The sequence below is a fragment of the Mycobacterium sp. TH-M103 genome, assembly GCF_057473785.1.
Genome location: NZ_JBYCLG010000121.1, coordinates 1 through 13,981 on the forward strand (window position 1 = coordinate 1; position 13,981 = coordinate 13,981).

A 13,981-nucleotide genomic window follows, 5' to 3' on the forward strand; every position below is an offset into this window, starting at 1 on the left:
CGCCGTTGATCGCGTTGCGGGCCTCCGGCCGGTTGATGGTGATGACGGCGACGTTGCCGCGACGTTCGACCAGCACCGCGGGCCGGCCGGTGTCGCCTTCGGTCACAGCAGCTCCAGGATGGTGGCGTTGGCCTGACCGCCGCCCTCACACATCGTCTGCAGGCCGTAGCGAATCCCCTTGTCCCGCATGTGGTAGAGCAGCGTGGTCATCAGCCGCGCCCCCGAGCCGCCGAGCGGGTGCCCGAGCGCGATCGCCCCGCCGTTGGGGTTGAGCTTCTTCTCGTCGGCGCCGATGTCCTTCAGCCACGCCAGGGGGACCGGGGCGAAGGCCTCGTTGACCTCGTAGGCGCCGATCTCGTCGATGCTCAGGCCCGAGCGCTTCAGCACCTTCTGGGTGGCCGGGATGGGCGCGGTCAGCATGATCACCGGGTTGGCCCCGGCCAGGGTGGCCGTGTGCACCTTGGCGATCGGCTTGAGGCCCAACGACTTCGCCTTCTCGGCGGACATGAACAGCAGGGCGGCCGAGCCGTCGGAGATCTGCGAGGAGTTGCCGGCGTGGATCACGCCGTCCTCCTTGAACGCCGGCTTCAGCGACGCCATCTTCTCCATCGGCGTGCCGCGGCGGATGCCCTCGTCCTTGAGCACCACCCCACCCTCCTGGTCCTTGATGCCCACGATCTGGTCGTCGAAGGCTCCGGAATCCTGTGCCGCTGCAGCCTTTTCGTGTGAGGCGAGCGAGAACTCGTCGAGCGCGGTGCGGCTCAGCCCCCACTGCTCGGCGATCATCTCGGCGCCGAGGCCCTGGTTGGGCACCTGGCGGTCGTAGCGGTTCATGAACGCGTCCGGGTACGGCCGTCCGCCGTTGGCCAGCGAGGAACCCATCGGGGTGCGGGACATCGACTCCACCCCGCCGGCGACCACCACGTCGTAGTGGCCGGCCACCACGCCGGCCGCGGCGAAGTGCACCGACTGCTGGCTCGACCCGCACTGGCGGTCGACGGTCACACCCGGAACCGTCTCCGGCCAACCGGCCGTCAGCAGCGCGGTGCGGCCGATGTCGAGGGCTTGCTCACCGGCCTGCATGACGCAGCCCCAGATGACGTCGTCGACGATCTCGGGGTCGATGCCGGCCTTGCCGACCAATCCGTTGAGCACCTGCGCGGACAGGTCGGCCGGGTGCACGCCGGACAGCCCGCCGTTGCGCTTGCCGACGGGTGAGCGCACTGCCTCGACGATGACGGCTTCAGCCATGGTTGTGTCTCCTTTGACGCTGGGACTTCGGACGAAGTGGTCTGGCGTCGATTGTCAACCAACGCGTTGGGAGGGCGGGCGGCGGGGGTGGTCGGCGACTTACGACCCCGCGCGGAGGGTCGTTATGCCCTGGTCTGGGGTGGTGCCGGGGGGAGACAATCGCTGCCAGGTCCGGACTGGAGCGCCCGGACCCGAGGAGATCTCCTCGCTAAGGAGTGCAGAGATGGCGAACGGCGTAACGGTCCACACCACCCAGGTCCCTCAGCAGCGCACGCGGGATGCCGACTTGTTGAAGGAGTCCGGTGCGCACAAGCTCGTCGTCGCCGACCGCGACGGCAACTGCCTGGCGTTCGTCCTGGCGTGGAACAGCTTCGACTACGACGCCGAGACCGACACGTATGTGTGCGTTGCCGACGGCGACGGGAAAGAACTCATGACGGTCTACACCGCCGGTGAGATCACCTGCGCCGACGGCGCGCACATGTACGTCGTGACCGCACCGGATCGGCGCAATGGTTACGGGCTCCGTTGAACCGCCGGACGGCCCCAAACCGGTCGCCCCTCGCGCGCGTTCCGGCGACTGATCGCCACAGAGGCGATCCGCACGGCCGACACACCCGACGGGGGATATTCACACACCGGAGGTTATGGTAGACCGTTCGTACGGTTAGTCGACGCCGAAGGGTTGGAAAATGCCCAGATCCCCCGGCCGACGTAGCGAGATCCTCGACGCGTTCGTCCGCTATGTCGCCGAACGCGGCTACGACAAGACGAACATCGGCGACATCGCCGATGAGCTCGGCATGTCCAAAGGCACCATCGTTCATCACTTCGGGACCAAAGCCCAGATGCTGCGGGAGCTGGAAGAGACACATCTGGCCCGCCAGCTCGATGCGCTGCGGACGGTCTGGGATCACGTGGGGGCCCCTCACGAACGCATCGCCGCAATCATTTTCACGTCCGCGCTGCTGCAGGTCACCGCTCGTGACGCGACGGTGGCAAGCCAGCGCGAGGTACTCCAGCTGTCCGACGACCCGGCGATGCAACACGTGCGTGAACTGCGCCGAGATCTGCTCGCGCTCACCGTGAGCGAGATTCGCAACGGAGTGGACAGCGGTGTTTTCCGCAGCGTGGACGTCGAACTGGCGGCACTGCAGCTGTGGGGGTCGCTGGAGTGGATGTGGGTGTGGTTCGATCCCGCCGACTCCCGCACACCCGAACAGGTCGGGGCCGCCTTCGCCGACGTGTTCCTGGGCGGACTGCTACTCGACCGCCTGGGACTCGGCAGATGGGCGAGCCCTTCGGCCGACGTGGTCTCGGTGGTGCGCGACTCCCTCGCCGCGGCGGCGGGTACGACGGGTTGACCACCTAGCGCTGGAATGCGTTGGGCAGGAAGGAATCCCCCCGCTCCGGCCCACGTGACACGCCGGGCGCTCGCGCGGCCGGCGGAAAGCTCGACTGTACGACGGGTCGGCTTCTAGTCGGGAATATCCGCTCCCGAGGGCAACCGAAACATCGAGCGGGCGCAAATGGCTCCTGCCGACAAGGCCACGGGGCCTCAGCGAGGCCATTTCGTTGACTGACCGTACGGTCGGATGCCATAGTGGCAGCGTGGTGCACACGCGGACGACACCGAACCGGACGGCGCAGGCCGACGCTGCCGGCCCGACGCGGCACGCGCCTACAGCTGCGAAAAACCTTTTCTGCCAAACTATTTCGACGAGCTATCCCGGCGTGGGCGAGCTCGCGCACCACGTAGGCCGGGGGCCGCGCCGATGACCACTTCGACCACGTTCGCCGGCAAGCTCGGCACCCAGATCCGGCCGGGAACGGAAGTGGTCGGCGGGTTCTTCCGCATGTGCGTGCTGACCGGCAAGGCCCTGATGAAGCCGTTCGAATGGCGCGAATTCATCCTCAACGGCTGGTTCATCATGCGGGTGTCCCTGCTGCCCACCATCGCGGTGTCCATCCCGGAAACCGTGCTGCTCATCTACGTCATCAACATCCTGCTGACCGAGATCGGCGCCGCCGACGTCTCCGGGGCCGGTGCCGCGCTGGGCGCGGTCACCCAGCTCGGCCCGATCGTGACGGTGCTGGTGGTCGCCGGCGCCGGGTCCACCGCCATCTGCGCCGACCTCGGCGCCCGCACCATCCGCGAGGAGATCGACGCGCTCGAGGTGCTCGGCATCGACCCCATCCACCGCATGGTGGTGCCCCGCGTCGTCGCCTCGACCGTGGTCGCGGTGCTGCTCAACGGCCTCGTGGTCGCCGTCGGCCTGGTCGGCGGCTACCTGTTCAGCGTGTATCTGCAGAACGTCTCGAGCGGTGCCTACCTGTCCACGTTGACCGCGATCACCGGCCTGCCCGAGGTCGTCATCGCGATGGTCAAGGCCGCGACGTTCGGCCTGATCGCCGGCCTGGTCGGCTGCTACCGCGGCCTGATCGTGCGCGGCGGGTCCAAAGGTCTCGGCACCGCCGTCAACGAGACGGTGGTGCTGTGCTTCATCGCGCTGTTCGCGGTCAACGTCGTGCTGACCACGATTGGTGTCCGCTTCGGAACGGGGCGCTGAGGTGACCACGGCTACGGCGACCGCCGCACTGCGTGTCCGCTTCCCACGGGCGGCCACGACCCTCAGGAGATACCGGGACGCCCCGGTTCGGCTACTGGTCGAGATCGGGCAGATGGTCTGGTTCACGCTGACCGCGGTCGGGCTGATCCCCTTCGCGGTGCGCCGCTACCACAAAGAGACGCTGCGGATGGTTGCCCAGGTCGGGATGGGGACGGGGGCGATGGCCGTGGTGGGCGGCACCGTCGCCATCGTCAGCTTCATCACCCTGGCCACGGGCTCCCTGGTCGCCATCCAGGGCTACGCCTCGCTGGGCAACATCGGCGTCGAGGCGTTCACCGGCTTCGTGGCCGCGATGGTCAATGTGCGGTTCGTGGCGCCGGTGGCCGCCGGTCACGCGCTGGCCGCCACCGTCGGCGCCGGCGCCACCGCCGAACTGGGCGCCATGCGCATCAGCGAGGAGATCGACGCGCTGGAGGTGATGAGCATCAGGTCGATCGCCTTCCTGGCCTCCACCCGGGTGGTGGCGAGCCTGGTCGTCATCGCCCCGCTGTTCGCGCTGGGAATCACCATGGCCTTCCTGTCCCAGCAAGCCACCACGGTGTTCCTCTACGGGCAGTCCGCCGGCACGTACGACCACTACTTCCACACGTTCCTGCGCCTCAATGACGTGGGCTGGTCCTTCCTGGAGGTGATCGTCATCGCGGTGATCGTGATGACCACCCACTGCTACTACGGCTACAACGCCAGCGGCGGACCGGTCGGCGTCGGCGAGGCCGTCGGCCGGTCGATGCGGCTGTCGCTGGTCACCGTCGTCGTGGTGGTGGTGCTGACCGCGATGGCGGTCTACGGCAAGAACCCGAACTTTGCGCTCACCGTGTAGCCGCCATGACCAGACCGGTGCAGGAGAACCAGCAACGCATCCCGCCGTACAAGACGGCGGCCGTGGTCTTCTTGTTGGTCGCCGCGCTGGTCTTGGCGTTCGTGTGGTTGCAGTTTCGGGGCCAGCTGACGCCGAAGACGCCTCTGACGATGCTGTCCGCCCGCGCGGGTCTGGTGCTGGACCCGGGGTCGAAAGTCACCTACAACGGTGTGGAGATCGGCCGGGTGGCCAGCATTTCCGAGATCGAGCGTGACGGCAGGCCCGCAGCCAAGCTCATCTTGAACGTGAAGCCCGAGTACATCCCGCTGATTCCTGCCAATGTCGACGCCAACATCACCGGGACCACGGTGTTCGGCAACAAGTACGTGTCGCTGACGTCGCCTAAACACCCTACGCCGCAACGGATCACCCCGAGCCAGGTCATCGACGCCAGGTCGGTGACAACGGAGTTCAACACGTTGTTCGAGACACTCACCTCGATCGCCGAGAAGGTCGACCCGGTCAAGCTGAACCTGACGCTGGCCGCGGCCGCGGAGGCGTTGAGCGGGCTGGGCGACAAGTTCGGCCAGTCGATCGTCAACGGCAACGCCATCCTCGACGACCTCAATCCGCAGATGCCCCAGATCCGGCACGACATCGCGCGGCTGGCCGACCTGGGTGACACCTACGCCACCGCCGCACCGGATCTGTTCGACGCCCTCGACCATGCGGTGGTCACGGCGCACACGCTGCACCGGCAGGAGGCCGACCTGGACGCCGCCCTGCTGGCCGCGGCCGGGTTGGGCGACACCGGCGCAGACATCTTCGCCCGCGGCGGGCCCTACCTGCAGCGGGGCATCGGCGATCTGGTGCCCACCGCACAGCTGCTCGACACCTACAGTCCCGAAATCTTCTGCACCGTCCGCGAGTACAACGAGGCCGAACCCGCTGCCTATGCGACGGTGGGCGGCGGCAACGGTTACGCGCTGAGAACCATGACCGAGCTGACGTCGGGCCTGGGCGGCATTCTGACCCTCCCGGGACTGGCCGGCAGCGTAGCCACGATGGGGCTCTTGGGATTGGCCGGGCTGGTCGGCGGGGCGCCGAATCCCTATGTCTATCCGGACAATCTGCCGCGCGTGAACGCCCATGGCGGGCCGGGCGGCGCGCCCGGGTGCTGGCAACCCGTCACCCGTGATCTGTGGCCCGCCCCGTCCCTGGTGGTGGACACCGGCGCCAGCATCGCCCCTTACAACCACGTGGACACCGGCTCTCCGTACGCAATCGAGTACGTGTGGGGTCGTCAGGTCGGGGACAACACGATCAACCCATGAAAATCACCGGCAGCGCAATCAAGCTAGGCAGCATCGCGTTGGTGCTGCTGCTGATCACCGTGGCGATCGTCCTGGTCTTCGGTCAGATGCGCTTCAACCGCACCAACAGCTATTCCGCCGAGTTCAGCAACGCCACCGGGTTGCGCGACGGGCAGTTCGTCCGCGCCTCCGGGGTGGAGGTCGGCAAGGTCAAGAACGTCCGGCTGATCGAAGGCGGCACGCGGGTACTGGTGGATTTCGACGTCGACCGCTCGATACCGCTCTACCAGTCGACGACCGCGCAGATCCGCTACCTCGACCTGATCGGCAACCGCTACGTGGAGCTCAAACGCGGTGCCGGCGAGGGGGTCGACCGGATCCTGCCGCCGGGCGGTTTCATCCCGCTCTCGCGCACGACACCGGCCGTGGATCTCGACAGCCTGATCGGTGGTTTCAAGCCGCTCTTCCGGGCGCTCGATCCGGAAAAGGTCAACACCATCGCGTCGGCCATCATCACCGTGTTCCAGGGCCAGGGCGGCACCATCAACGACATCCTCGACCAGACCGCGCAGGTTACCGCGCACATCGCCGAGCGCGACCAGGCGATCGGCGATGTGGTCAAGAACCTGAACATCGTGCTGGACAACACGGTTCGGCATCGCAAGGAGTTCGACCAGACCGTCGAAAACTTCGAGAGGTTGATCACCGGGCTGGAAAACCACGCCGATCCGCTGGCCGAGGGCACCGCGCAACTGAGCAATGCCGCCGGGACGGTGTCCGACCTGCTGGCGGACAACCGCGCCCTGCTGCACAAGGAGATCAACTACCTGCAGGCGTTCCAGCAGCCGCTGATCGACCAGAAGGATCAACTGAACGATCTGATCCACAAGATGCCGACCGCGCTCAACCTGATCGGGCGCAGCATCGGCCTCTACGGAGACTGGGTCAACTTCTACCTGTGTGACCTCACGATCAAGTGGAACGGACTGCAGCCCGGCGGCCCGGTCCGCACGGTCAGGATCTGGCAGCAGCCTACGGGCAGGTGCACCCCGCAATGAGAACGCTGACCGAGTTCAACCGCGGCCGCACCGGGCTGATGGGCATCACCGTGCTGGCGCTGGTCGTCGCCGTCGGCCAAAGCTTCACCAGTGTCCCGATGGTGTTCGCCACTCCCAGCTACTACGGGCAGTTCGCCAACACCGGACAGCTGAACACCAATGACAAGGTGCGCATCTCCGGGGTGAACGTCGGTACGGTGCAGGCACTTGCGATCGACGGCAATCACGTCAAGATCAAGTTCTCCATCGGCGGCAACACGATCGGCACCGAGAGCCGGCTGGCGATCAAGACCGACACCATCCTGGGGAAGAAGGTGCTCGAGATCGAGCCGCGGGGCAACCGGATGTTGCGGCCCGGCGGCGTGTTGCCGCTGGCCCAGAGCACGACGCCCTATCAGCTCTACGATGCGTTCTCCGACGCCACCAAGGCCGCCACCGGCTGGGACATCGACACCATCAAGCTTTCGCTGAACACCCTGTCGCAGACCGTCGATGAGACCTATCCCCATCTGAGTGCCGCGCTCGACGGTTTGGCCAGATTCTCCGACACCATCGGTCAACGCGACGAACAGATCAAACACCTGCTCGCCCAGGCCAACAAGGTGGCCGGCGTCCTGGGTGACCGCAGCGAACAGATCGACAGGTTGCTGGTCAACGCGAAGACGCTGCTGGTCGCGTTCAACGCGCGCGGACGAGCCATCGACGCCCTGCTGGGCAACATCTCCGCGTTCTCGTCCCAGGTTCAGGGGTTCATCAACGACAACCCGAGCCTGAATCCGGTCCTCGAACAGTTGCGCACCCTCAGTGATGTGCTGGTGGCACGCAAAGAAGACCTCGCTCAAACCCTCACATACGTGAGCCAATTCGCGGCATCGCTGGGAGAGTCCGTCGCCTCGGGACCGTACTTCAAGATCGTCCTGTCCAATCTGCTGCCGTACTGGATGTTGCAGCCGTTCGTCGACGCCGCCTTCAAGAAGCGTGGCATCGACCCGGAGGACTTCTGGCGCAGCGCCGGCCTGCCGGCCTTCCGCTGGCCCGACCCCAACGGCACCCGGTTCCCCAACGGCGCGCCCCCGCCCGCACCGGCGGTGTCCGAGGGGACCCCGGAGCATCCCGGCCCCGCCGTGCCACCGGGATCGGCGTGTTCGTACACGCCGGCGCACGACGCGCTGCCACGGCCGTGGAACCCTCTTCCGTGCGCCGGGGTGGACGCCGGCCCGTTCGGCGGCAGTTTCCCGGCGCCGCTGGACGTGCAGACGTCGCCACCGAACCCGGCGGGCTTGTCGCCGACACCGGGGATCGGAATCGCCGGGCGACCGGGCGAGCCGCCGCCGGACGTCCCGGGCACGCCGGTGCCGCTTCCGACTCAGGCGCCGCCCGGCGCGCGCACCGAGCCGTTGGCGCCGGCCCCGGCCATCGCGACGGATGGGACGGGAGGTGGCCGGAATTGAAGTCCGTGTTGAGCATTCACAAATTGCGGCGCCGCACGGTCATCGGGTCGGCCGTGGTGGTGCTGGCGCTGGTGGCCGGCTTCCTCGGCTGGCAGCTCTACCAGAAATCGACCACCAACACCGTGGTGGCGTACTTCGCGGAGGCGAACGCGCTCTATCCCGGGGACAAAGTCGAGATCATGGGCGTTCGCGTCGGTTCGATCGACAGGATCGAGCCGGCCGGCGACAAGATGAGGGTGACGTTCCACTACGCCAACAAGTACAAGGTGCCCGCCAACGCCTCCGCGGTGATCGTCAATCCCACGTTGGTGGCGTCACGCAGTATTCAGCTCGAGCCGCCCTACGAAGGGGGTGCGGTGCTGGCCGACCACGCGGTGATCCCGCTCGAGCGCACGCAGGTGCCGACGGAGTGGGATCAGCTGCGCGACAGCGTCGCCCACATCATCTCCAAGCTCGGCCCCACCCCCGAGCAGCCCACGGGCCCGTTCGGTGAGGTCATCGAATCGTTCGCCGACGGGCTGGCCGGCAAGGGCACCCAGATCAACACCACGCTGAACAGCCTGTCGCGCGCGTTGACCGCCCTGAACGAGGGCCGCGGCGACTTCTTCGCGGTGGTGCACAGCCTGGCGTTGTTCGTCGACGCGCTGCACAAAGACGACCAGCAGCTCGTCGCGCTGAACAACAACCTGGCCGGGTTCACCGACAGGTTGACCAGGTCCGACTCCGAACTCACCAGTGCGATAAGGCATTTCGACAGACTGCTGCCCACCCTGCGACCGTTCCTGGCCAAAAACCGCGAGGTGATCGCACACGACGTCGGCAACCTCGCCGACCTGACCACCGCACTGGTTCAGCCCGATCCGCTGAACGGTCTGGAGACCGCCCTGCACGTCCTGCCGACGCTGGAGACCAATCTCAGCCAGATCTACCATCCGTCGCATGGCGCCGTCATGTCCATCCCGGCGATCCCGAATTTCGCGAACCCGATGCAGTTCATCTGCAGCATGATTCAGGCCGGCAGCCGGCTGGGGTATCAGGATTCCGCCGAATTGTGCGCGCAGTACCTGGCGCCGGTTCTCGACGCGATCAAGTTCAACTACCCGCCGTTCGGGCTGAACCCGTTCAGCACCGCCGAGACCCTTCCCAAGGAGGTCGCCTACTCCGAGGCCCGGCTGCAACCGCCCGACGGCTACAAGGACACCACCGTGCCCGGGATCTGGGTGCCCGACACCCCGTTGTCGCATCGCAACACCCAGCCCGGCTGGGTTGTCGCGCCGGGCATGCAGGGCACCAAGGTCGGGCCGATCACGGCGGGCCTGTTGACCGCGGGGTCGCTGGCCGAACTGATGGGCGGTCCGGACGTCGCACCGCCACCGCCGGGGGTGCAGACCCCGCCAGGCCCGCCGAACGCCTACGACGAATACCCGGTGTTGCCGCCCATCGGAGTGCAGGCGCCGCAGGCGCCGGTCCCGCCGCCCCCCGGGCCACCACCCGCGGAGGCGGCCGCATCGAAGGGCGTCGGATCATGAAAACGTTGCGCGCGTTGATGTCTCGGATGCGGAGTCGAGCCTTTCGGGGGCTGGTCCTGATGAGCACCGCCGCGGCGCTGTCGTCGTGCGGGAGCTGGCATGGAATCGCCAACGTGCCGATGCCCGGCGGTCCGGGCAGCCAGCCCGGCTCCTACACCGTCTACGTGCAGATGCCCGACACGCTCGCCCTCAACAACAACAGCCGGGTGCGGGTGGCCGACGTCTTCGTCGGCACGGTGCGCGCGATCGCACTGAAGAACTGGGTCGCCACGCTGACGATCCGTCTGGACAACAACGTCAAGCTACCCAGGAACGCCACCGCCAAGATCGGACAGACAAGCCTTCTGGGTTCCCAGCATCTGGAGCTGGCCGCGCCGCCCGACCCGTCCCCGGAGCGGCTCAAGGACGGCGACACCATCCCGCTGAAGAACTCCTCCGCTTACCCGACGACCGAACAGACAATGGCCAGTCTCGCCCTGATCTTGCGCGGCGGCGGCATCCCGAACCTCGAGGTGCTGCAAAACGAGCTCTACAACGTCGTGCGCGGGCGCGCCGACCAGATCCGCGCCTTTCTCGGCAAGCTGGACACCTTCACCGCCCGCCTCGACGAGCAACGCGACGACATCACTCGCGCCATCGACTCCACCGACCGGCTGTTGGCGTACGTGGGTCCCCGCTCGGACGTCCTGGACCGGGTGCTCACCGAGTTCCCACCCCTGATCAAACATTTCGCCGACAAACAGAACCTTCTGATCAACGCGGTCGTCGCGACGGGACGGCTCAGCCGGCTCGCCGACGAATACCTGACCGCGTCGCGGGGCAATCTGCACCAGGATCTACTGTCGCTGCAGTGCCCCCTGCGGGAACTCGGTCGTGCCGCACCGTATCTCATCCGCGCACTCAAGGTGATCCTGGTCCGGCCGTTCGATGTCGACGCCGTGCCGAAGTCGTTCCGCGGCGACTACTTCAACCTGTCGCTGACGCTCGATCTGACGCTGAGCGCCGTCGACAACGCGGTGCTCACCGGGACCGGATTCTCCGGAGCGCTGCGCGCGCTCGAGCAATCGTGGGGCCGCGACCCCGAAACGATGATTCCCGACGTCCGGTACACACCCAACCCGAACGACGCTCCCGGCGGGCCACTGGTCGAAAGAGCCGACAGGCAATGCTGACCCGCTTCATCAAGACCCAGCTGATCGTGTTCGGCGTTCTGAGTGTGCTCACCGCGATCGTACTGGGCTGGTATTACCTGCGGATCCCCGCTGCGATGGGAATCGGCCAGTACACGTTGAACGCGGATCTGCCCGCCTCGGGCGGCCTGTACAAGACGGCCAACGTGACGTACCGCGGTCAAACCATCGGCAAGGTCACCGCCGTCCGACCCACCGAGACCGGCGCGAGGGTGAGCATGAGCATCGCCGACCGCTACAAGATTCCGATCGACGCGTCGGCCAACGTGCATTCGGTGTCGGCGGTCGGTGAGCAGTATCTGGACCTGGTGTCGGTGGGCAACCCGACCCGCTACTTCTCGCCGGGACAGACCATCACCAAGGGCACCGTGCCCACCGAGATCGGGCCGGCGCTGGACGCCGCCAACCGTGGCCTGGCCGTGCTGCCCAGGGACAAGATTCCCGCGCTGCTCGACGAGACCGCCCAAGCCGTCGGCGGGCTGGGCCCGGCGCTGCAACGACTGGTCGACGCGACGCAGGCGATCGCCGGTGACTTCAAGACCAACATCGCCGATGTCGACGACATCATCCAGCACTCCGGGCCGGTCATCGACAGTCAGGTCGAGTCGGGTGGCGCGATCGAGCGCTGGGCGCACAACCTGAACATCCTGTCCGCGCAGACCGCGGGAGAAGACCAGCACGTGCGAAGCATCCTGACCCAAGCGGCGCCCACCGCAGATCAGGTCAACGCGGTGTTCGGCGACGTCCGCGACTCGTTGCCGCAGACGCTGGCCAACATCGAGATCGTGCTGGAGATGCTCAAGCGCTACCACAAGGGCGTCGAGCAACTCCTGGTCTCCTATCCGCAGGGCGCCGCGGAAGGGCTGACGGTGACGGCGCCTTTCCCCGGCTATGCGTCCCTCGGCACGTCGGCGACCATCAACCAGCCTCCCCCGTGCCTGACGGGCTTCCTCCCGGCATCGCAGTGGCGGTCTCCGGCGGACACCAGCCTGGCGCCGATGCCGTCCGGAACGTATTGCAAGATCCCGCAAGACACTCCGGCCAACGCCGTGCGCGGGGCGCGCAACCTACCGTGCGTCGATGTCCCGGGGAAGCGCGCTGCCACACCGCGCGACTGCCGCGACAACAAACCCTACGTCCCCCTGGGAACCAACCCCTGGTACGGCGAACCCAACCAGATCCTCACCTGCCCCGCGCCCGCGGCGCGCTGCGACCAGCCGGTGAAGCCGGGTCAGGTGATACCCGCACCATCGATCGACAACGGTCTCAACCCGGCGCCTTCCGACAGGGTGGCGGGGACACCGCCTCCCGTCAGCGATGCGCTGCAGCGGCCGGGGTCGGGGACCGTCGAATGCAACGGCCAGCAGCCGAATCCCTGCGTATACACGCCCAGCAGTCCCCCGACCGCGGTTTACAGCCCGCAGAGTGGGGAGCTCGTCGGGCCCGACGGTGTCAGGTATGCGGTCGAGAATTCCAGCAAAACAGGAGACGACGGATGGAAGGACATGCTGGCGCCGCCCGGCTGAACGCGATCGGCTCTACCATCCCCGCCGCGGTCGATGCCGTTGGATCACAGCGCTTTTCCTGTGGCCTTGGCCGGCGGAGGCCGGGTCGGGCACCAAGCGTTGATACTGACCGCACGTACGGTCATATACTGTTCCGGGTCGGCGCGGTCGCAGCGCGCGGCCGATACTTCCCGGGCCGGTCCGGGAGCACGGAGATCGGAGTGGAATGCGGGAAGTCATTGGCCTAGGCCAACTTCGGTACAACATGCCCACCTATCTCGAGCGGGTCGCCGCCGGCGCGACGATCGATGTCGTCCGCCGCGGCAAGTTGGTGGCTCGAATCGTGCCGGTCGGTGACCGGAGGGTCGCTCCGATCCCGGCGCGATCCGTCCGCGTCGCGGCACCGGACGCCGGCGGGTGGGTCGGCCTCGACGAGCTGCGAAAGCGCGCCGGCCGGTGCTTCGATCGGGTCGCGGCCGGGGAAACGCTCTTTGTCGTCCGGGACGGCAGCTTACTGGCGCGGATCGTGGCGGCCGGCGACTCGAGGACTGCCCCCGACGCGGGTCCGCGAGTCGAGCTCGAGGAGCTGCGCAGGCGAGCGGGTCGTTATTTCGACCGGGTTGCCGCGGGACAGCCGATCGAGGTCACCCGTGGCGGCAAGCTGGTTGCCCACATCGTGGCAGCCGCCCCGAGCGACGACTCCACGACCCGGCTCGCTGCGCTGAGTTCCGCGCCATGAGAAAAGGTCCCGCAACCGGACGGGTCGTACGCGGCCGCGTCCGCGCGACCGGCGATCGCCGCGGTGTCGGGCAAAACTCTTTACTGCGGCACATCCGCCGATAATCTGGCAGCGACGGGATGGATGGGGCCGACTGCAGAAGGATTGCGCGACAAGGCAGGGAGAACGAGTGAAGACCTATCGGACCGTGGTCGTCGGCACCGACGGCTCGGAGTCGTCGCTACGGGCGGTCGCCAAGGCCGGCGCCATCGCGGCCGAATCGGGCGCGAAGTTGATCATCGCCACCGGGTACGTTCCCCCCAAGGACGACCTGCGCGCGGCCGACATACTCCGGGACGAGGCCTACAAGGTGCAGGGCAACGCGCCCATCTACGCGATGCTGCACGACGCCCGAGAGCGAACCGAGGCGGCGGGGGCCACGGACATCGAGGAAAGGCCGATCCAGGATGCCCCGGTTCATGCGCTGGTGGACCTGGCCGAGGAAGTCGACGCCGATCTGCTCGTGGTCGGCAATGT

Annotated in this window: 13 protein-coding genes and 1 pseudogene; 12 read left to right on the forward strand and 2 right to left on the reverse strand. The window is 67.2% G+C overall.

Translation table 11 applies throughout. The features are described from left to right. Together AC2VOR_RS06825 and AC2VOR_RS06830 are read right to left on the reverse strand one after the other, a co-directional pair. Positions 1-106, reverse strand: a pseudogene (locus AC2VOR_RS06825) (enoyl-CoA hydratase); the annotation flags it as partial. Then, positions 103-1,251: a thiolase family protein gene (locus AC2VOR_RS06830; RefSeq protein WP_369737432.1), complete on the reverse strand. Its 1,149-nt coding sequence runs from the start codon at positions 1,249-1,251 to the stop codon at positions 103-105. The pseudogene AC2VOR_RS06825 and the gene AC2VOR_RS06830, both read right to left, overlap by 4 nt. Before the next feature lie 223 nt (positions 1,252-1,474). Between AC2VOR_RS06830 and AC2VOR_RS06835 the strand changes: the two genes are divergently transcribed. The 12 genes from AC2VOR_RS06835 to AC2VOR_RS06890 form a co-directional block, all read left to right on the forward strand. Continuing rightward, the gene (locus tag AC2VOR_RS06835) at positions 1,475-1,783 is read left to right on the forward strand and encodes a hypothetical protein (RefSeq protein ID WP_369737431.1); all 309 of its coding nucleotides are present in this window, start codon (positions 1,475-1,477) and stop codon (positions 1,781-1,783) included. A 160-nt stretch (positions 1,784-1,943) separates the two neighbouring features. After that, a complete protein-coding gene (locus AC2VOR_RS06840) occupies positions 1,944-2,615 on the forward strand; it encodes a TetR/AcrR family transcriptional regulator (RefSeq protein ID WP_369737430.1) in 672 nt (223 codons plus the stop codon). 411 nt (positions 2,616-3,026) lie between these two features. Further along, on the forward strand, positions 3,027-3,821 hold the full coding sequence (locus AC2VOR_RS06845; RefSeq protein ID WP_369737429.1) for an MlaE family ABC transporter permease: 795 nt from the start codon (positions 3,027-3,029) through the stop codon (positions 3,819-3,821). Between the two features lies 1 nt (position 3,822). Further along, positions 3,823-4,701: an ABC transporter permease gene (locus tag AC2VOR_RS06850; RefSeq protein WP_369737427.1), complete on the forward strand. Its 879-nt coding sequence runs from the start codon at positions 3,823-3,825 to the stop codon at positions 4,699-4,701. 5 nt (positions 4,702-4,706) lie between these two features. Next, positions 4,707-6,014 (forward strand): MCE family protein, encoded by a 1,308-nt coding sequence (locus tag AC2VOR_RS06855; RefSeq protein ID WP_369737426.1) that lies wholly within the window; start codon positions 4,707-4,709, stop codon positions 6,012-6,014. After that, positions 6,011-7,051, forward strand: a complete 1,041-nt coding sequence (locus AC2VOR_RS06860; RefSeq protein ID WP_486963447.1) for a virulence factor Mce family protein — start codon at positions 6,011-6,013, stop codon at positions 7,049-7,051. Before AC2VOR_RS06855 ends, AC2VOR_RS06860 begins: the two co-directional genes overlap by 4 nt. After that, on the forward strand, positions 7,048-8,502 hold the full coding sequence (locus AC2VOR_RS06865; protein ID WP_369737423.1) for a virulence factor Mce family protein: 1,455 nt from the start codon (positions 7,048-7,050) through the stop codon (positions 8,500-8,502). Before AC2VOR_RS06860 ends, AC2VOR_RS06865 begins: the two co-directional genes overlap by 4 nt. Continuing rightward, positions 8,499-10,031 (forward strand): virulence factor Mce family protein, encoded by a 1,533-nt coding sequence (locus AC2VOR_RS06870; protein WP_369737422.1) that lies wholly within the window; start codon positions 8,499-8,501, stop codon positions 10,029-10,031. Before AC2VOR_RS06865 ends, AC2VOR_RS06870 begins: the two co-directional genes overlap by 4 nt. After that, complete coding sequence (locus AC2VOR_RS06875) at positions 10,028-11,203, forward strand: virulence factor Mce family protein (protein WP_369737421.1); 1,176 nt, start codon at positions 10,028-10,030, stop codon at positions 11,201-11,203. Before AC2VOR_RS06870 ends, AC2VOR_RS06875 begins: the two co-directional genes overlap by 4 nt. Continuing rightward, positions 11,197-12,747 carry an MCE family protein gene (locus tag AC2VOR_RS06880; protein ID WP_369737420.1) on the forward strand — a complete coding sequence of 517 codons (1,551 nt, stop codon included), beginning with the start codon at positions 11,197-11,199 and terminating at the stop codon, positions 12,745-12,747. Before AC2VOR_RS06875 ends, AC2VOR_RS06880 begins: the two co-directional genes overlap by 7 nt. Before the next feature lie 244 nt (positions 12,748-12,991). Next, on the forward strand, positions 12,992-13,465 hold the full coding sequence (locus tag AC2VOR_RS06885; protein ID WP_486963448.1) for a type II toxin-antitoxin system prevent-host-death family antitoxin: 474 nt from the start codon (positions 12,992-12,994) through the stop codon (positions 13,463-13,465). A gap of 169 nt (positions 13,466-13,634) precedes the next feature. Beyond that, positions 13,635-13,981, forward strand: a 347-nt coding sequence (locus AC2VOR_RS06890; RefSeq protein WP_486963449.1) for a universal stress protein, incomplete at its 3' end; no start/stop codon positions are given.